12 protein-coding genes are annotated in these 20116 nt (G+C 61.2%); 6 read left to right on the top strand and 6 right to left on the bottom strand.

All coding sequences use genetic code 11. The annotated features are described in order from the left end of the window. Positions 1-3: 3 nt before the first annotated feature. From fdhF to GA0061100_RS16255, 4 genes are all read left to right on the top strand, one after another. Positions 4-2883 carry a formate dehydrogenase subunit alpha gene (gene fdhF / locus GA0061100_RS16240; RefSeq protein WP_075853714.1) on the top strand — a complete coding sequence of 960 codons (2880 nt, stop codon included), beginning with the start codon at positions 4-6 and terminating at the stop codon, positions 2881-2883. 229 nt (positions 2884-3112) lie between these two features. Next, positions 3113-3940, top strand: a complete 828-nt coding sequence (gene fdhD / locus GA0061100_RS16245; protein ID WP_075853715.1) for a formate dehydrogenase accessory sulfurtransferase FdhD — start codon at positions 3113-3115, stop codon at positions 3938-3940. Beyond that, positions 3930-4196, top strand: coding sequence for a formate dehydrogenase subunit delta (locus tag GA0061100_RS16250; RefSeq protein WP_075853716.1), 267 nt, complete (start codon positions 3930-3932; stop codon positions 4194-4196). The genes fdhD and GA0061100_RS16250 overlap by 11 nt, the downstream gene beginning before the upstream one ends. A 219-nt stretch (positions 4197-4415) precedes the next feature. Beyond that, a complete protein-coding gene (locus GA0061100_RS16255) occupies positions 4416-6077 on the top strand; it encodes an OFA family MFS transporter (RefSeq protein ID WP_075853717.1) in 1662 nt (553 codons plus the stop codon). A gap of 78 nt (positions 6078-6155) precedes the next feature. Here the strand turns inward: GA0061100_RS16255 and GA0061100_RS16260 are convergent, their stop codons facing one another. The 6 genes from GA0061100_RS16260 to GA0061100_RS16285 all read right to left on the bottom strand — a co-directional run bounded on the left by GA0061100_RS16260 (position 6156) and on the right by GA0061100_RS16285 (position 16888). Next, complete coding sequence (locus GA0061100_RS16260; RefSeq protein WP_075853718.1) at positions 6156-7829, bottom strand: methyl-accepting chemotaxis protein; 1674 nt, start codon at positions 7827-7829, stop codon at positions 6156-6158. A gap of 298 nt (positions 7830-8127) precedes the next feature. Further along, on the bottom strand, positions 8128-8604 hold the full coding sequence (locus GA0061100_RS16265; RefSeq protein WP_069612887.1) for a chemotaxis protein CheW: 477 nt from the start codon (positions 8602-8604) through the stop codon (positions 8128-8130). 329 nt (positions 8605-8933) lie between these two features. Further along, on the bottom strand, positions 8934-9869 hold the full coding sequence (gene rocF / locus GA0061100_RS16270; RefSeq protein WP_075853719.1) for an arginase: 936 nt from the start codon (positions 9867-9869) through the stop codon (positions 8934-8936). Positions 9870-10092: 223 nt separating this feature from the next. Further along, complete coding sequence (locus GA0061100_RS16275) at positions 10093-14277, bottom strand: translocation/assembly module TamB domain-containing protein (protein WP_075853720.1); 4185 nt, start codon at positions 14275-14277, stop codon at positions 10093-10095. A 65-nt stretch (positions 14278-14342) separates the two neighbouring features. Next, complete coding sequence (locus GA0061100_RS16280) at positions 14343-16268, bottom strand: autotransporter assembly complex protein TamA (RefSeq protein WP_075853721.1); 1926 nt, start codon at positions 16266-16268, stop codon at positions 14343-14345. Positions 16269-16588: 320 nt separating this feature from the next. Further along, positions 16589-16888, bottom strand: a complete 300-nt coding sequence (locus GA0061100_RS16285) for a glycine zipper domain-containing protein (RefSeq protein ID WP_069612891.1) — start codon at positions 16886-16888, stop codon at positions 16589-16591. 297 nt (positions 16889-17185) lie between these two features. Between GA0061100_RS16285 and GA0061100_RS16290 the strand changes: the two genes are divergently transcribed. Both GA0061100_RS16290 and GA0061100_RS16295 read left to right on the top strand, forming a co-directional pair. Then, positions 17186-17674, top strand: a complete 489-nt coding sequence (locus GA0061100_RS16290; RefSeq protein ID WP_075853722.1) for a (2Fe-2S)-binding protein — start codon at positions 17186-17188, stop codon at positions 17672-17674. 84 nt (positions 17675-17758) lie between these two features. Further along, positions 17759-20104, top strand: a complete 2346-nt coding sequence (locus GA0061100_RS16295) for a xanthine dehydrogenase family protein molybdopterin-binding subunit (protein WP_075853723.1) — start codon at positions 17759-17761, stop codon at positions 20102-20104. The last annotated feature ends 12 nt before the right edge of the window (positions 20105-20116 follow it).

Consider the following 20116-nt stretch of genomic DNA (forward strand, 5'->3'; position numbering starts at 1 on the left):
TCCATGTCCCTCGTCCCAGAAATTGATTACGGCACGCCGGCCTCCACCTCCGAAACCATGGTGACGCTCACCATCGACGGGCGCCAGATCAGCGTGCCTGAGGGCACCTCGATCATGCGCGCCTCGATGGAAGCCGGCATTCAGGTGCCGAAGCTCTGCGCCACTGACATGGTCGATGCTTTCGGTTCCTGCCGCCTCTGTCTCGTCGAGATCGAAGGCCGCAACGGCACGCCGGCCTCGTGCACCACGCCGGTCGCACCCGGCCTCGTCGTACACACGCAGACCGGCCGGCTGAAGGACATCCGCCGCGGCGTGATGGAGCTCTATATTTCCGACCATCCGCTCGACTGTCTGACCTGCGCCGCCAATGGCGATTGCGAGCTGCAGGACATGGCAGGCGCCGTCGGCCTGCGCGATGTGCGCTACGGCTATGAGGGCGATAATCACGTCAAGGCGCGCAACAACGGCGACATCAATCTGAAATGGATGCCGAAGGACGAATCCAATCCGTACTTCACCTATGATCCCTCGAAGTGCATCGTCTGCTCGCGCTGTGTGCGCGCCTGCGAGGAAGTGCAGGGCACCTTTGCGTTGACCATCGAGGGCCGTGGCTTCGGCTCGCGTGTCTCGCCCGGCATGCATGAGAATTTCATCGACTCGGAATGCGTTTCCTGCGGCGCCTGCGTGCAGGCCTGCCCGACGGCGACGCTGACCGAAAAGTCGGTGATCTCGATCGGCCAGCCGGAGCATTCCGTCGTCACCACCTGCGCCTATTGCGGCGTCGGCTGCTCGTTCAAGGCGGAGATGCGCGGTGAAGAGCTGGTGCGCATGGTGCCCTGGAAGGACGGCCAGGCCAATCGCGGCCATTCCTGCGTCAAAGGCCGGTTCGCCTATGGCTATTCGACCCACAAGGACCGCATCCTCAATCCGATGGTGCGCGAGAAGGTGACAGACCCTTGGCGCGAAGTGACCTGGGACGAGGCCTTTGCCCATATCGCCACCGAGTTCAAGCGGCTGCAATATCAATACGGCCGCGATTCCATTGGCGGCATCACCTCGTCGCGCTGCACCAATGAGGAAACCTACCTGGTGCAGAAGCTGGTGCGCGCCGGCTTCGGCAACAACAATGTCGATACTTGCGCCCGCGTCTGCCATTCGCCGACCGGCTATGGTCTCGGCCAGGCCTTTGGCACATCGGCCGGTACGCAGAATTTCGACAGCGTCGAGCATTCCGACGTCGTCGTCGTCATCGGTGCCAACCCGACGGATGGCCATCCGGTCTTCGGCTCGCGCCTGAAGAAGCGGCTGCGTCAGGGTGCCAAGCTCATCGTCATCGATCCGCGCCGCATCGATCTGGTGCGCACGCCGCATGTCGAGGCGAGCTATCACCTGCCGCTGAAACCCGGCACCAATGTCGCCGTGCTGACGGCGCTGGCTCACGTGATCGTCACCGAAGGCCTGTTCGACGAGAAATTCATCCGCGAACGCTGTGACTGGTCTGAATTCGAGGATTGGGCAGCCTTCGTTTCCGAGCCGCAGCACAGCCCGGAGGAAACGGAAAAATACACCGGCGTTTCCGCGGAACTCGTGCGGGGTGCCGCTCGCCTCTTTGCGAAGGGCGGCAATGGCGCGATCTATTACGGCCTCGGCGTCACCGAGCACAGCCAGGGCTCGACCACGGTCATGGCGATCGCCAACCTCGCCATGGTGACGGGCAATATCGGTCGTCCCGGCGTCGGCGTGAACCCGCTGCGCGGCCAGAACAATGTGCAGGGCTCCTGCGACATGGGCTCCTTCCCGCATGAGCTGCCGGGCTATCGCCATATCTCGGATGATGCGACCCGCGACATCTTCGAGAAGCTCTGGGGCGTGAAGCTCAACAACGAACCGGGCCTGCGCATCCCGAACATGCTGGATGCGGCCGTCGAAGGCACCTTCAAGGGCATCTATATCCAGGGCGAGGATATCCTCCAGTCCGATCCGGATACCAAGCATGTCGCCGCCGGCCTTGCCGCGATGGAATGTGTCGTCGTCCACGATCTCTTCCTGAACGAAACGGCGAACTATGCGCATGTCTTCTTGCCCGGTTCGACCTTCCTCGAAAAGGACGGCACCTTCACCAATGCCGAGCGCCGCATCAACCGCGTGCGCAAGGTCATGACCCCGCGCAACGGTTATGCTGATTGGGAAGTGACGCAGAAGATGGCGCAGGCCATGGGCCTCGGCTGGAACTATAGCCATCCGTCCGAAATCATGGACGAGATCGCGGCGACGACGCCGAGCTTCGCCCTTGTTTCCTACGACTATCTGGAGAAGATGGGCTCGGTGCAGTGGCCCTGCAACGAGAAGACGCCGCTCGGCTCGCCCATCATGCATGTCGACGGCTTCGTGCGCGGCAAGGGCAAGTTCATTCGCACGGAGTATGTTGCGACCGACGAGCGCACCGGCCCGCGCTTCCCGCTGCTGCTCACGACCGGGCGCATCCTCAGCCAGTACAATGTCGGCGCGCAGACGCGGCGCACCGAGAACGTCATGTGGCATGCGGAGGATCGACTGGAGATCCATCCGCACGATGCCGAGCAGCGCGGCATCCGCGAAGGCGACTGGATCAAGCTCAGCAGCCGCTCGGGTGACACGACGCTTCGCGCGCTGATTACCGATCGTGTTGCGCCCGGCGTCGTCTACACGACCTTCCACCACCCGGACACACAGGCGAACGTCATCACGACAGACTACACCGACTGGGCGACGAACTGCCCGGAATACAAGGTGACGGCGGTGCAGGTCTCGCCGTCGAACGGCCCGTCGCAGTGGCAGGTCGAGTATGATGAGCAGGCCCGGCAGTCGCGGCGCATTGTCGGGAAGATGGAGGCGGCTGAGTGAGCCGAAGTGTGGGGAAATATACCCCCCTCTGTCGCTTTCGCGACATCTCCCCCACAAGGGGGGAGATTGTTGGGAGTTTGCCTGGTGTCACTCGCAAGACCATAGGCAGCGATTTTAGCAGACTGAATGTTCGCTTGAGGCAAGAGAGCACTGCGCATTACCAATCTCCCCCCTTGTGGGGGAGATGTCACGAAGTGACAGAGGGGGGTATTCCACGCCCCATCGTCCAATGACCAAATTCACGCCCACAACGACCGTTCCCGAAACAGCCCGCCGCAACGGCCTGGTGCGTTCGGGTACGCGCATCGTCCCCGAGGAAGTGCCGATCGCCTTTTCCTATGGCGGCACCTCGCATGCGGTCATGATGGGAACGCCCGCCGACATCGAGGATTTTGCCGTCGGCTTCAGTCTGACCGAGGGGATCATCACCGATATCGCTCAGATCGCGGCCGTCGAACCAATGGAGGATGAGCAGGGGATCGACGTACAGATCGGTCTGGTCGACGATGTCGCGGACGCCTTGCGGCTTCGCCGCCGCCACATGGCAGGTCCTGTCGGTTGTGGGCTCTGCGGCATCGAATCGATCGAGCAGGCGGTGCGCAAGGTGCCGGATGTATCAAAGGTCGCCTTGAAGCTGACGCAGAAGGATATTGTCAGGGCCATTGCTCTGCTCAATGATGCCCAGCCGCTGCATCGCGAGACGCGAGCCGTGCATGGCGCAGGCTTCTATATTCCCTCCGAGGGGTTGCTTGCCGTGCGCGAGGATGTCGGCCGGCACAATGCGTTGGACAAGCTCTGCGGCGCCGTCATCCGTTCCGGCCGCAAGGGCGCGGAAGGTGTGGTGACCGTCACCAGCAGGCTATCGGTCGAAATGGTGCAGAAAGCCGCCATACTGGGCAGTTCTATGTTGGTCGCCATTTCCGCGCCGACGGCGCTCGCCATCCGCACTGCGGACGAGGCGGGCATGACGCTTGTAGCGCTGGTTCGCGGCGACGATTTCGAGATTTTCACCCATCCGCATCGCATTATCACGGGGAGCATCGCTGATGTCGCCTGACGAAACGCCGCACGGCAAGACCGAAACCAAACTCATCTACATGGCGAACCAGATTGCCACCTTTTTCAAGACGCAGCCGGCAAACGAAGCGGTGCAGGGGGTTGCCACTCATATCAACAAATTCTGGGAGCCGCGCATGCGCCGTCAGCTGTTTGCGATCATCGATCATGGAGACAGCGGGTTGAGCCCTTTGGTCCTGGAGGCGGCCTCGCTGATCCACAGGCCCGCGCCGGCCGAGGAAGTTAAGTCAGCTTAATATTAGAGCGTGATCCCGAAAAGTGTAGGTGGTTTTCGGACGACATCGCGCTCTACTTCTTTGATTCTAGAGCGGATTCAGATTTTAGGTCGAACAGACCTAAATTCATCCGGCTCTAGCATTGATGGTGCATCGGGATGGAGAGTGGAGGCTCCATCCTCGAATGCGATTCCTGTTGAGGGAAGGGGTGCCGGTCTTTGAAGCAAGGAGGAGTTGTTCATGACGGCTGCGGATACGAATATTTCCCGAGGCACGGCGACGGCGGGTCTGCTCGATCGTGAGCGCATCATTGCCAAGCCGGGCTTCAACCGATGGCTTGTGCCGCCGGCTGCGCTGGCGATCCATCTCTGCATCGGCATGGCCTATGGCTTCAGTGTGTTCTGGCTGCCGCTCTCCAAGGCGCTCGGCACTCCGACTCCGGCTCCCGCAGAATGCGCGAGCCTCAATCTTCTCACTGCCCTGTTCACGACAAGCTGCGACTGGCGCGTCAGCGATCTCGGCTGGATCTATACGCTCTTCTTCGTGCTGCTCGGCTCCTCCGCTGCCATCTGGGGTGGCTGGTTGGAGAGGGCCGGTCCGCGCAAGGCCGGCGTGGTTGCCGCCTGCTGCTGGTGTGGCGGCATCTTGATCGCAGCGATCGGCGTCATCTTCCACCAGCTCTGGGTCATGTGGATCGGGGCCGGCGTCATCGGCGGTATCGGGCTCGGCCTCGGTTACATCTCGCCCGTGTCGACACTGATCAAATGGTTTCCCGACCGGCGCGGCATGGCGACCGGCATGGCGATCATGGGCTTTGGCGGCGGCGCGATGATCGGCGCGCCGCTCGCAAGCCTGCTGATGAATCATTTCCGCACCGATGGCTCCGTCGGCGTCTGGCAGACCTTCATCGTCATGGCGGCGATCTATTTCGTCTTCATGATGGGCGGGGCCTTCGGCTATCGCCTGCCGCCCGCCGGCTGGCGTCCCGAGGGCTGGACGGCCCCTGCCGCCAAGAGCTCGATGATCACCACGAAACATGTGCATCTTCGCGATGCCCACAAAACCCCGCAGTTCTGGCTGATCTGGGCGGTATTGTGCCTCAACGTCTCGGCCGGTATCGGCGTCATCGGCATGGCGTCGCCCATGTTGCAGGAGATTTTTGGCGGAGCATTGATCGGCCTGCCGGATCTGAAATTCGCCGATCTCAGCAAGGACCAGATCGCGACCGTCGCGGCGATTGCCGCCGGCTTTGCCGGTCTGCTGTCGCTCTTCAATATCGGTGGGCGCTTCTTCTGGGCGTCGCTGTCCGACAAGATCGGCCGCAAGAACACCTATTATTGCTTCTTCGTGATTGGCATTGCGCTTTATGTTCTGGCTCCCTGGGCGGCCGGCATCCATAGCAAGGTGCTGTTCGTGGGCGCGCTTTGCATCATCCTGTCGATGTATGGCGGCGGCTTCGCGACGGTCCCCGCCTATCTCGCCGACATCTTCGGCACGCAGTTCGTCGGCGCGATCCATGGTCGGCTGCTGACGGCCTGGGCGACGGCCGGCATCATCGGGCCGGTCGTGGTCAACTATATTCGCGAGGCGCAGAAGGCTGCCGGCGTCGAAGGTGCGCAGCTCTACACCTTCACCATGTACATCCTTGCGGGCATGCTGGCTCTGGGCTTGATTGCCAACTCGCTGGTCAAGCCGCTCTCGGACAAGTGGTTCATGTCGGATGAAGAGGTGGCGGCGCTGCAGGCAAAGACCGCTGCTGCCAATGCCGGCCCCACCGGCTCCTTCGGCATCGGCACGGGCGGCTTCGACGGCAAGGCGCTGGTCGCCTGGGCGCTGGTCGGCATTCCGCTGCTCTGGGGTGTGTGGGTGACGATCAAGAGCACTTACGCCCTGTTCGGCTGAGACAAGTCTTGTGAAAACGATGAAGCCGCCCAGTTAGGTCTGGGCGGCTTCATGCTTCTTAATGAGCTGTGGCGTCGGTCAGGCCGCGCGGCGCATCACCACATCGCGGATCATCGAGTCTGCCAGGCGGAATTGGGCCAGCAGCATATGCAGCGCATCCGCCTCGTTGGCGAGCCTGAGGCTTGCCGCCGTGCTTTCCTCGACCATGGCGGCGTTCTGCTGGGTGGTCTGATCCAGCGAGTTGATCGCCGAATTGATTTCCCGAAGGCCAATCGTCTGTTCCTTCGAAGCCTTCACAATGGCGGCGACGTTGGTGTTGATATCGCCGACCTGGGTGACGATCTGCTCCAATGCCTTGCCCGTCTGGCCGACAAGGCCGACGCCGTTCTTAACGTGCTCGCTGGAGGTGGTGATCAACGCCTTGATCTCCTTGGCGGCGCTGGCTGAACGCTGCGCCAGTTCTCGCACTTCCTGGGCGACAACGGCAAAGCCCTTGCCGGCTTCGCCGGCTCGTGCTGCCTCGACGCCGGCATTGAGTGCGAGAAGGTTGGTCTGGAAGGCGATATCGTCGATGACGCCGATAATATTGGTGATCTCGCGAGAAGATTTCTCGATCTGGTCCATGGCGGCGACGGCGTTGCGGACCACCGTACCGGATTCTTCGGCGCCGCGCTTGGTCTCGGCCACCAGGCGTCCGGCTTCCTCGGCACGCTGGCTGGAATCGGCGACCGTCGTGGTGATTTCTTCCAGGGCCGCCGCTGTCTCTTCCACGGAGGCCGCCTGCTGTTCGGTGCGCCGTGAGAATGCCTCTGCCGAGTCTCCGAGCTCGCGGGAGCCGGCAGCGATGGCGCTGGCATTGTGGCCAACGGTGGTTAGTGTCTCGGAAAGCTTCTCGATCGTCGCGTTGAAATCGTGGCGAAGCTGCTCCATGGAGGGCACGAAGGCACGCTCAAGCGTTTTCGTCAGATCGCCTTCCGACAGGCTGCGAAGTGCGCCGGCAAGTTCGCTGATGGCGCTCATGCGCGAGGTGACGTCGGTCGCGAATTTCACGACCTTGTAGACCCTGCCTTCGGCATCAACGATGGGATTATAGGCCGCCTGGATCCAGATTTCCTTGCCGCCCTTGCCGTAGCGGACGAATTCGTTGGCGATGAACTCGCCCTGCGCTAGGCGCTGCCAGAAGCGCTTGTATTCTTCGGTGCGGGCATAGGTCGGATCGCAGAAAATGCTGTGATGCTTGCCGACGATCTCGCCCGGCGCATAGCCCATGGCATTGCAGAAGTTCTCGTTCGCGGTCAGGATTTCGCCGGTCGGCAGGAATTCGATGACGGCCTGCGAGCGCGAGAGCGCCTCGAGCTTACTGGCATCGTCGATCGCCTTCTTCCTGGCTTCGGTGACATCGGCTGCGAATTTTACAACCTTCACCGGCTTTCCGTTGCGGAAGACGGGGTTGTAGGAGGCCTGTATCCAGATCTCGCGATTGCCCTTGGCAAGACGCCTGTAGGTGCCGGCATCGTATTCGCCACGGCCGAGACGCGCCCAGAAATCATGATAGGCCGGCGTCGTGACATAGGCGGGATCACAGAACATCCGGTGATGATTGCCGACGATCTCCTTCAGCTCATAGCCTAATGCTCGGCAGAAATTCTCGTTTGCGGTCAGTACTTTACCCTGAAGGTCGAATTCAATGATAGCCTGTGATTTGGAAACGGCGGAAAGAATACGGCTGGCATCCGATGATAGACTGAACATTCCTATTCCCTCTTAGAAGGCTCGCGTTTGTCGGGCGTCGATTAGTGGCATCGAAGCGGGCGGCCGTGCTCGTCGGCACGCCGAAGAACGGCGTTCCGCAAGGGATGGTCGGAATGTTGAAATTGTATTTTCTTTCCTCGCTTCACAATCGATGATGGAGTTGCCTCCTTTAATTTCGGGTAAAAATTAGTTCATTAGAAATTATAATTTAAATAAAATATAACTAACTAAAATTAGAGGAAAATAAAAAACCGCCGTGAAAGAGCGGCGGTTTCTTAAAAAGGACTGTGCTGCGAAGTTATGCGGCGAGTTCGTCTGTTTCGTTTTCCTTGAACATCTTGGCGAGGTTCAGGAAGCAGATCATTCCGTTCTCGGTGGCGATGATGCCTTCGCAATAGGCGCGATCGAAGGAGGCTGTGACTTCCGGAACCGGCTGCACCTGGCTGGAGGCGATCGTCAGGATGTCGGAAACGCGGTCGACCAGCATGCCGATGACCATATTGTGGACTTCGGCAACGACGATGGCGCTGCGCTCATTGGCGACTGTGCTCTGCATGCCGAGCTTGTAGGCGAGGTCGATGATCGGGATGACCGAGCCGCGCAGGTTCATGACGCCGATGACATCGGCCGGTGCGTGCGGGATCGGCGTTGATGGCGCCCAGCCGCGGATTTCGCGGATCGTGGTGGTCTTGACGCAGAATTCCTGATCATGCAGCCGGAAGGCAATGATCTCCAGAGTCTCGCCGCTGAAGCTGGTGGAATTGATCGTGGCCATGAACGTTCTTCCCATTGAACCGTGACGCCGAATCCGACGTGTTGTTGGCACGATAGAGCAAGAACATTGCTTAAACCTAAATCTATACAAGCTGTTTCGACTGTATAAGTAGGCAGAGCACGATGCCGGAAGCATGGGGTTGTAAAGGGAGACTTGGTCACCCGCCCTCGTGGTTCGAGATGGCCCTTTGGGCCTCGCCACCATGAGGGCTGGTCTTCTCGATCTGCCGGAGAGGAGAACGGTAAGCCGCATCAAAGATGTAGCTCACTCCATCCTCACCCTGAGCTTGTCGAAGGGCGAGGAGGCCTCGAGGGAAAAATGAGCCGCCTTTAGGCGGCCCGGGTCGGACGATCGAAAATGCGCCGGCCAAAGAGGCTTGCCGCCATCTCCACGAGCACGCGGGCGCTCTTGCCGCGGTCATCGAGGAAGGGGTTGAGTTCGACGAGATCGAGCGAGGAGACGAGATTGCTGTCGGAGAGCATTTCCATGATGAGATGCGCCTCGCGATAGGTCGCGCCGCCCGGCACGGTCGTGCCCACGCCCGGCGCGATATCGGGATCGAGGAAATCGACATCGAAGCTCACATGCAGCAGGCCGTTGGCGGCACTGACGGTATCGAGCACCTTGCGCATGATGGCGGCAACACCCTGTTCGTCGAGCGAGCGCATGTCGAAGACATTGACGCCGTGTTCGCGGATTTCCTCGCGCTCGCGCGGGTCGACGGAACGGATGCCGACCTGGAAGACCTTCGTCGGATCGACCAGCGGCCGGCCGGCCGGCAACACGCCTTCAATCTCGGCCTCACCGCAATAGTAGGCAACAGGCATGCCATGAATATTGCCCGAGGGCGAGGTGGCGGGCGAATTGAAATCGGAGTGCGCGTCGAGCCAGAGCACGAAGAGCGGGCGACCGACTTCCGCCGCGTGGCGGGCCATGCCGGAGACGCTGCCCATGGAAAGACTGTGATCGCCGCCAAGGATCAACGGGAAGCTGCCGGAGGACGCGACGTCATAGACCTTTGCTTCGAGTGCGCGCGTGAAGGCGCCGACGATCTTCAAATTATGAGCGTGGGGATGCTCCGGCAGGTCTGTAGCCGCCGTCGGATGCAGGTCGCCGCTATCCGTGACGCGATGGCCAAGCTCGGTCAGTGTGGTTTCGATGCCGGCGATGCGGAGCGCCGTCGGACCCATGCCGGCGCCGCGGCGGCCGGAACCCTCCTCCAGGGGAACGCCGATCAGGGTAACGGGAGTGGATTGCGTATTCATCGGCATTGCTCCGAGGGTTAGAGGCTGTTGGCGCGCATTATCGATTTTCCGCATGACAGCAAAAAGATGGAAAATTGTCGAAAACTGACTGACTTTTGGCGATTTGGTCAATTCGATTGAGCAAAAATGACAAACCCACGGGTGACCCTGACATCAATCTCCCGGTTCGCCGAATAGCAACGTGCGGATGGGGCGACTGATGAGGCGCGAGCGGATTTATGCTTCAATACTCATGTTCGTAGACAATGCCGGCTTCGCCGGCGCCGTCCGAACCCGCCGCACCGCGCAGCTTCACGCCGCGCCCGACATTGAGATTGATGATCGCCTTGGTGTTGTTGGAAGCGCCCTGCTGCAGCTCGATATAGGTGCGTTTGTTCAGATACTTGCCGGCGCCAACCTGCGCCTGGCCGTTCGCATCCGTCGAGATGTCCAGATCATCGACACCGAGATGGCTTCGCAGGCCTTCGAAGAGCGAGGTGGAGCGTCCGCCGGCCAGCTGGCTGGCGGCATCGGCAAGCTGGGCGATCTGCATGGCCGATAGTTTCGACATGGACTGGCCGAAGATCAGCTGCGCCAGCACCTCGTCCTGCGGCAGCGCCGGCGACGAGGAAAAGCCGATCTGCGGGTCGGTTGCCAGACCGGTGACATCGACCGTTATCGTGGTGGAGCCTGCCGTCGATGTCGCTTCCATGTTGAGCGCCGGCGTCAGGTCGCCGCCGAAAGTGATCTTGCTGGTATCGGTGAAATCCAGCCGGCGGCTCAAGATGGTCAGACGCCCGCGCCGCATGGTGAAACCGCCGGATACCACAGGCTCCGCCGCCGTGCCGCGCACCGTGATGCTGCCGCCGAGTTCGGCGTCGATGCCGCGGCCGCGCACGAAGATCTGCGAGGGTGCATCGAGTTGCAGGTCGATGCCGAGGGTGGTCGATTTGCTGCGCGGCGCCTCCGGCTTCTGGTCCTTGAACTGGGCGTTGACCGCAGCCGGCGCATTCTTGTGCTTGATGTTGATCTCCGACAGCGAGGCTGGCAACTTCTGCGGCACGGTAATCGATGCCTTGTTGATCCGTAGATTGCCGGTCAGCATCGGCGCGGTCATCAGCGGTCCCTTGATGCCGAGCGTGCCGTTGACGGTCGCGGCGACGAGGGTTCCGTCGACATAGGTCGCGTTGTTGAATTTCATCTGAATATCGGCGGGGAAGCCGCTATCCGGGGTAATGCCCACTGTGCCGCTGCCGGAAATGCTGCCGCCGCTGGTGAGGTTGCCGCTCAACCGCGAGATGACGGCCTGCCTGCCATCGAGTGTCACAGTGACGGCAAGGCCGCTGAGCGTCAGGTTTCGCCTGACATCGACCAGCTTGGCGCCGTCGGTAGTAATCGAGCCCGATATGGCGGGTGCCGCCGTCGTGCCGCCGATCTGCATGTCGATTTTCGCCGTACCCGTCATGACTAGGCCCTGGGCGGCCAGCTGGCCTGCCAAGGCGTCGAACGGCAGATTACCGGCAAACTTCAGCGCCATCGCCTTGTTGCCGGCAATGGCGACGGTGCCGCCGCCATTCAGCGCCAGGCCGCTCTGGCCGGTCAGGTTGGTGTTGATAGTCACGACGTTGTCGGCGAATTTGCCGTCGGCCTTGATGCCGAGCGGCGCGAGGCCAGCGGATTTCGTCTGGCTTGTTGCCGCCCCCGACCAATTGGTCTGGAAGACAACGGCGGGCGAGGTCGCCTTGCCGGTGACTGCCAGCGTGCCGGAGATGACGCCCTCCGCCGCAAGCGTCGGTGCAAAGACATTGGCAAGGCTCGCCGGCAGGTTGGCGATTTTTGCATTGATGTTCAGAGCCTGCCCGGCGGTGCCATCGACGGTCACCGAGCCGCCGCCGGTCTGGAGGGTCAGGCCGTTCAGCGAGGCGATGCCGTCCTTGATGACGACCTTCGTCGGCGATGCGAGCTTCACCGGTATCGTGCGCGGTGCGCCTGCAAACGAGTCGAGGTTTACCGTCGTCTGGCCGCCAGCCGTTTCGACGCTGCCGCGTGTCGTCAGCGGCGCGTTATCATAGGTCGATTTCAGATCGAAATCCGTGCGGCTGCCCTGCTGGGTAAAGGTCAGGTTGAGATCGGCGATGCGGTTGGCGCCGGAGGCGATCGTATCGGCGCGGATGCTGCCATTGGCGGAGAAGGCCTTGAGATCATCGACGGCAAGTGCCACGGCCGGCTTGCTGATGATGAGATCGTCGCGGCGGATGCCGCTGCCGTTGGCATTGACTTTCAGGCCGATCTTGCCGTTGGCGCTGGCAATATCGAGCGAGCCCTTGAGGTCACCCTCGGCCTTCTGTCCGGCAAGTGCGGCCAGCAGGCTGAGATCCGGCAGGTCGAAGGTCAGTGTACCTGTCGGCTCGAAGCTCGGCGACAGATCCAGCTTGCCCTGCAGCTTGTTGGTGCCGATTTCGGCTGTCAGCGACGGAATGCTGGTGCGGCTATCCTTGGAAACGGCGTCGGCAGTGATGCGGATCGGCTTGCCGTCGATCGCGCCGCTTGCTTGAACCTTCGCCTGTGGTGCCTTGGGGTCGGCGGTGCCGGTCACGTTGACGTCGAGCGTATCCAGCAACCGTCCCGCCAGTTTGACATTGACGGCCTTGACCGTCGCGTCGATGCCGAGCGCGGAAAGCGGACCCTTGGCCTTGAGGCCGATATCGGCCTGTCCTTGCGCATTCGGGACCAGCTTGGAGAGGTCGAGCACCTTGCCCGATAGATCTGTGGTCAGCGACTGCTCATTGAGCGCGACATTGCCGTTGATCTCGGCAACGTTGGATTTCACCGCAAGATTGGAGAGCGTCATCTTGGTCGGCACCGTGCCCGCGACCTGGCCCTCCAGCGAAATCGTGCCCTCGAATTTGTCCGACACGCCATCCGGCAGCACGCCGGGCAGGGCGAAAAGCTTGAAATTACCCGTCAGCGCCTTGGACGACAGCGTGTACTTGCCGTTGACCGTGCCGCCGATGCTGGCGCTTTCGAGCGTCGTATTGTTGAAGCCGATCGTATCGGGCGAGAGTTGCAGCGGTGCAGTCAGCGCAATCGGTGCACGGATGAGACGATTGAGGTCGGGACTGACGAAAGCTGTCTGACCGACGACGAGGCGAAGCTGCAGCGGACCGGACATGCCGTTGAGATTGAAGGCATCGCTTCTGGCGCTGAGATTGATCTGCCCGATATTGCCCTGCGGCGTGCTGGCGCTGTCGAGCGCGGCCTTGGCATCTATCTTCACCGATTGGGCAGCGCCCGTCAGCGCGATGTCGACCCGCGAAATCAAGGCGCGGACCTCGCCGTCTTCCATCGGCCAGCGGAAATCGACGGGACCGGAGGTGCCGATCAGATTGGCATTGAGGCTGTTGTTTCCGGCGGGATCGAGCGTGCCCGATGCGGCAAGCACGGCGCTGCCGGTGGCGAGATTGCCGGTCTGAATATCGATCTTGCCCTTGCCGTCGAAGGTTGCCGAGAGATCGATGGTGGTCTGGCCGGCAAAGAGCGCCCGCATGGTCGGCGGCAGCAGCGAATCGACGTCGCCGCCGCCCTTGACGTCGATGTGGTGCAGGCCGTCGGCCGAGAGGCTGTGGTGACCGCTGATGGCAACTGTCGGCTTGCCGTCGAGTGCCGCCTGCAGCTTGCCCGCCCAATTGGAGAGGGGGCCTTCGCCGGAAAGGTCGATATTGACGGCCGGGCCGCCCGGCAGGTGCAGAAGGCCGGCCAGCATGCCGTCGCGCGGCTCGGAAATCTGCGTCTTCAGTTTCAGCTGGTTCTCGGCCGGTGCGAAGGCGATATCGGCGGAAAGCTTGGCATCGGGCACATCATGCCTGGAGGCATTAAGCGTCAAACCCATGCTGCTGCTGTTTGCCTTGACGCTGCCATCGGCGGCCAGAATGAAATCCTGTCCGGCAACAGCCTGTCCGATGCGCAAGTCAGGCAGAGCGATCTTGCCGACATCGACGGCGATGGGCAGGGAGAAACCGCTAGAGCTTGCCGGCTGCGTTGCCGGTGCGGGTGCGGCCGTCGAAACCGGCAGCCGTTGGAAATCGACGACATCGGCTGCGACGCGATCGGCATGGAAGGTGCCGGTCAGCAAAGATAACGGAGACCAGTCGATGGCAAGGTTCTGCACCTTGGCATAGGGGCCTTTGGTGTCGGATACGGTGATCGAGCCGATCCTCAGATTGCCGTTCAGCAGTCCGGAGGGCGCGGCGATGGCGATGGTGCGATCCGGCGTCGAGGCAATCTTCGCCACCTGGTCGATCGCATAGCCGGTTGCGGAGGGTACCAGACCGACGACGAGCACAGCCGCAACCACGAGCAAAAGGATTGCCACGATCGCATAGGCGAGCCAGCGCACCAATTTCCCGAGGATTCGAATCAATATGCTCATGAAAGCGACAGTAACCCCAATTTTATAACCGTGTGCTGAAACGCCCGCGACAACTATACGGTTTGTCAGAAAGCCTGGCCGATGCCGGCGTAGATGCCATAAGATGTGCCGTTGTCATATTTCTTCAACGGCACGGCGACATCGAGCCTGATCGGGCCGAAGGGCGTAGCGTAGCGCAGGCCGACGCCAGCGCCAATGCGCAGATCGGAAAAGTCGGGGAAGGCGGTGTCGGTGACGCTGCCCATGTCGACGAAGGGCACGACTCCGATCGTGTCGGTGATCTTCACGCGGGCTTCGAAGGAGGCCGTCACGTAGGAGCGTCCGCCCGTTTCGTCACCATTGGAGTTATAGGGCGAGATCTCCTGATAGCTGTAGCCGCGCACCGAGCCACCGCCGCCGGCATAGAAGCGCCGAGTGGCGGGAATGTCGTCGATGCTGTTTGCGCCCAGCAATGTACCGGCGGAGAGCTTGCCGGCAAAGACGACGTTATTGTTGGCGCCGACGCCCTTATAGCCACTGATCGATCCTTCGAAGGAGCTGAAGATTGAGCCGCCCATCGCCTCATAGCTTGGCTTGGCGCTGATCGAGGCGCGATAGCCTTCGGTCGGGTCCAGCTTGTTGTCGCGCGTGTCGCGGACATATTCGAGTGGGATCGCAATCGTCAGGTAATTGTGTTTTCCGAAGGCGTCGGTCGTGTCTCTTTCGTAAGACACTTCACCGCCGGCGGAAACGGTATCTTGGTCGTTGATTTCGTAGGCGAGACCGCCGCTCGCCGTCACGGTGTCGGCGTCGTAGGCGTCCGGATGCAGGCTCTGCATCTTGAGGGCTGCGGTAAAGGTCGCCGAGGGATAGAAGGTTGCCGGCCGGACATAGGTAATGCCGGCGGTGTAATCGAGCTTTCCGACATCCGTGGTTTCGCCGATGCGGGAGACGGATCCTTCGATGCGCAGCGAGTCGGCACGGCCGGTCAGATTGCGGTGTCCCCAATAGCCGCTCAGGCCGAAACCGTCGATTGTGGAATATTGCGCGCCGGCGCCGAAGAAGCGCTGCTTGCCTTCCGAGACCTCGATGGTCGTCGGGATGCTGCCGTCAGGCGCCAGCTTGTTGGCCTCACGGATGGTGACGCTGGAGAAGACACCGAGCTTCCTCAGGCGATCCGACGCCTTTTTCAATTCGTCCGGCGAGTAGGGCTTGCCTTCGTTGATGCGGGCATAGCGCTTGATGAAATCCGGATCGACCGATTTCTGGCCGGTGACACCGACATTGCCGAAGGGAGCGACGGGGCCGCTCTCGACCTGCAGCGAAACGTCGACGGTATTGCTCGCATGGTCGGCAACGACATCACGCTTGTCGAGCTTGGCGAGCGGATGACCCTCATTCTTGAAATCGGCGACCATCTTGTCGCCTGCCTTCAGAATGGTCAGCGAGCCGGCATCGCCGCCGCGCACGAGACCATAATTAGCCGGGTCCAGCCGGGCGGCGTCGCCGAGCAGGTTGATCCTGCCGAGTTTGAAGACGGGGCCGGGATCGACGCTGATCGTGACGGCAACCGGCTTGGCGCGGCTGAAGGTCGGTGTCGGGGGCAGGGCATCCAAGGGGGTGCCATTGACGGTGATCGTGACCACGCCGCCGTAACGGGCTTTCTCATAAAGTGTTGCGATGAGGCGATCCCGATCGTCACGCGCCTTCACGACCACGCCAAGGTCGCCGGATACGGGCTTTTTTTCATCAGAGACCAGCATCGAGCTTTCGCTCAATGCGTCCTTGAGATCCTTGTCGAGATTGTCGGCCTTGAAATCGACTGTGTAGTGGACGGGATCGGAAACCTGATCCGCCGTTTCGTCCTCACCCCAGAGCCTCATACCGAAGAGCTTGAATGCAAAGGCATTTTGGGCGCACACCGGACCGAGCGCGAGGGCTGCCGCAACCGCTGCCACGGTTCCTGCCTGCCGATACGCAATACTCTTTCTCGGTTCAGTTCTTTTATGCATACGCCGCTTTACGGTTACATGAGAACTTACGCAGTTTGACGTTTCCCGGGAGTTAACGCGCGGCCACCATAGAGGCAAAAGACGCTCAGGTGTACCGTTTTGGAGTCAAAAACCTGGAAAATATGCCCGGTATTGGGTGAAACGCCAATGTTTCCGTCAGAGTTCTCATGTATTCGAGCGGTCTGAAAAACAGCGTCCATGGGTTGTCCCAGCCATGCGGCGGGCGGGTTTGATGCCGGTTCCGCAGCCATTTATCGGCCGGAATCAAAAAGTCCCGGACTTGCCGTCCGGGACTTTCGAAAACTTCCTGCTGGGATCGATCAGTAGCCGCCGTAACCGCCGCCATAGCCACCGCGATAGCCGCCACGCGGGCAATCGTCGATGTAGCGACGACCGTAGCGGTCACGGTAGTAGCACTGGCCGGGCTGTTCCTGGACGCTGCCGATGACGGCGCCGGACACGCCGCCGATCGCTGCACCGACTGCCGCGCCACGGACGTTGCCGGTGACTGCGCCGCCGATGATCGCGCCAGATGCTGCGCCGATACCAGCGCCCTGTTCGGTCGGCGTGCAGCTTGCGATAGACAAGCCGACCAGTGCGAGCATAAGAACTTTTTTCATTTACTCTCTCCAACGTTAGTTAAGCCGAACCCCGGCCAACGTCGTCCCAATTCTTCAGCTCCACCACGATGGGCTGTCTTTACAGTCCTGCAATGATAGAAAATATCGTGCAAAATATGATTGTCTATTGGTGGACGTCAGTTTTTTTATTGCTGAACAAAGGCGGCTTTGGGCCTGGAGAATAAAACAGTCCTTTGCGAGCATAAAATCGGCCTCCTCTCTAAAGTAGAGGTTGATTGGATTGCGAAAAAGTCAAATGATACCCCTTGCCTCTGGAGGAGAGGCGAGGAGGAAAATATGGCAAAAGTGACTTTGACGGTGAACGGCCGTTCGGTCAGCAGCGAGTGCGAGGATCGCACGCTGCTTGTCCATTTCATCAGGGAAAAACTTGGCCTGACCGGAACCCATGTCGGCTGCGATACCAGCCAGTGCGGCGCCTGTGTCGTGCATATGGACGGCAAGTCGGTGAAGAGCTGTTCCATCCTGGCCGTTCAGGCCTCCGGCTCCAAGATCACAACCATCGAGGGTTTGGCCGCCAATGGCGAGCTGCATCCGGTACAGGCTGCCTTCAAGGAGCATCATGGCCTGCAATGCGGCTTCTGCACACCGGGCATGGTGATGACGTCGGTCGACATGATCAACCGACATGGCGGCAAGCTGGACGAGAAGACGGTGCGCAGCGAGCTTGAAGGCAATATCTGTCGATGCACCGGCTATCACAACATCGTCAAGGCGGTGCTTTCAGCCAATGCCGAGATGAATGCCGCGAGCCAAGCGGCCGAATAGAGTTTCACCGAGACCGTCTGGCAGAGCGCCGATGATCGTCGTCTTGGCGTGGTGCCAGGCCCGCAACCCCGATGGGAGGATGTGATGGGCGTGGAAGGCATTGGCGCGCGCGTGGCGCGCAAGGAAGACAAGCGATTTCTGACGGGCAAGGGGCGCTACACCGACGATATGGTGACGCCGGGAATGAAATACGCTTATTTCGTTCGCAGCCCGCATGCGCATGCAAAGATCAAGGGTATCGATGCGTCGGCGGCACTTTCCATGCCCGGCGTGATCGGCGTGCTCGAGGGCAAGCAGCTGCTTGCCGACGGTATCGGCAACCTGATCTGCGGCTGGATGATCCATTCCAGGGATGGGTCGCCGATGAATATGGGCGCCTGGCGTCCCCTGGCGGTCGATACGGTCCGCTACGTCGGCGATGCCGTCGCGATCGTCGTTGCCGATAGTCTCGGCGAGGCGCGCGATGCGGCCGAAGCCGTAGAGGTCGACTACGAGGAGCTGCCTGCCGTCGTCGAGGCGGTGGATGCGCTGAAAGCCGGTGCGCCGCAGATCCATCCTGAGGCGGCGAACAATCTGATCTTCGACTGGGAGCTCGGCGATGCGGCAGCGACCGACAAGGCGATTGCCGAGGCCGCGCACGTCACCGAAATCGAGATTCACAACAACCGGCTTTCGCCGAATGCCATGGAGCCGCGCGCCACGCTCGGCATCTATGATGCTGCCGAAGACCACTATACCTGCTACACGACCAGCCAGAACCCGCATGTGGCCCGGCTCGTCATGAGCGCCTTCTACAATGTCGCGCCGGAAAACAAGCTGCGCGTCATCGCGCCCGATGTCGGCGGCGGCTTCGGTTCGAAGATCTACATCTATCCGGAAGAAATCGTCTGTCTCTGGGCGTCGAAAAAGACCGGCGTGCCGGTCAAGTGGACGGCTGATCGTACCGAAGCCTTCCTCACCGATGCGCATGGCCGCGATCATCTCTCCAAGGTGAAGATGGCCTTCGATGCGCAAAACCGCATGACGGCGCTGAAGGTCGACACGATCGCCAATCTCGGCGCCTACATGTCGCTCTTCTCCTCGGCGGTGCCGACCTACCTCTATGCGACGCTGCTGTCGGGCCAATATGACATCCCGGCGATCCATGCCAATGTCCGCACGGTCTATACCAATACCGTGCCGGTCGACGCCTATCGTGGGGCAGGGCGGCCGGAGGCGACCTATCTGCTCGAGCGCACCGTCGAAACGGCTGCGCGCGAACTTGGCGTTTCGCCAGCGGAGCTGCGACGGATCAACTTCATCCGTTCCTTCCCCCACCAGACGCCGGTCATCATGAATTATGACGCCGGCGACTACGAGGCTTCGCTCAACGCCGCCATGCAGCAGGCGGATTGGGCCGGCTTCCCGGCCCGCAAGACGGAAGCGGCCCGCCGCGGCATGAAGCGCGGCATCGGCATGAGCTGCTACATCGAGGCATGCGGCATCGCACCGTCGCAGGCTGTGGGGTCGCTCGGTGCCGGCGTCGGCCTGTGGGAATCGGCCGAGGTGCGGGTGAACGCCGTGGGGACGATCGAGGTGCTCACTGGCTCGCACAGTCACGGGCAGGGGCACGAGACGACCTTTGCGCAGCTTGTGGCCGATCGCCTTGGCGTACCGATCGACAGCGTCTCCATCGTCCATGGTGATACCGACAAAGTACAGATGGGCATGGGCACCTATGGTTCCCGCTCTGGCGCCGTCGGCATGTCCGCCGTCGTCAAGGCGCTCGACAAGGTGGAGGCGAAGGCAAAGAAGATCGCCGCGCATCTGATGGAGGCCGACGAAAGCGATATCGTCATCGAGAATGGCGAGCTGAAGGTGGCCGGCACAGACAAGGCGCTGCCCTGGTTCCAGGTGGCGCTCGCCTCCTACACGGCGCACAATCTGCCCGCCGGCATGGAGCCGGGTCTGAAGGAAACCGCCTTCTACGATCCCGCGAACTTCACCTTCCCGGCCGGCTGCTACATCTGCGAGGTCGAAGTGGACCCGGAAACGGGCAAGACCGAGATCGTGCAGTTCGTGGCGGCCGACGACTTCGGCAACATCATCAATCCGATGATCGTCGAGGGGCAGGTGCATGGCGGCATCGCGCAGGGTATCGGCCAGGCGCTGCTGGAAGGCGTGCATTACGATGAGAGCGGTCAGCTTCTGACGGCGAGCTTCATGGATTACACCATGCCGCGCGCCGATGATCTGCCGTCCTTCCAGCTTTCGCATCAGAACACGCCGTGTCCGAACAATCCCTTGGGTATCAAGGGATGCGGCGAGGCGGGCGCCATCGGCTCGCCGCCGGCGCTGATCAACGCCATTACTGATGCTATCGGCAACAACACGCTGACCATGCCGGCGACCCCGCTCAAGGTGTGGGAAGCGGCACGGGCCACGGCCTGAGACAAGAGGAGG

The sequence above is a fragment of the Martinezella hainanensis genome (assembly GCF_900094555.1).
Classification (GTDB): domain Bacteria; phylum Pseudomonadota; class Alphaproteobacteria; order Rhizobiales; family Rhizobiaceae; genus Rhizobium; species Rhizobium hainanense.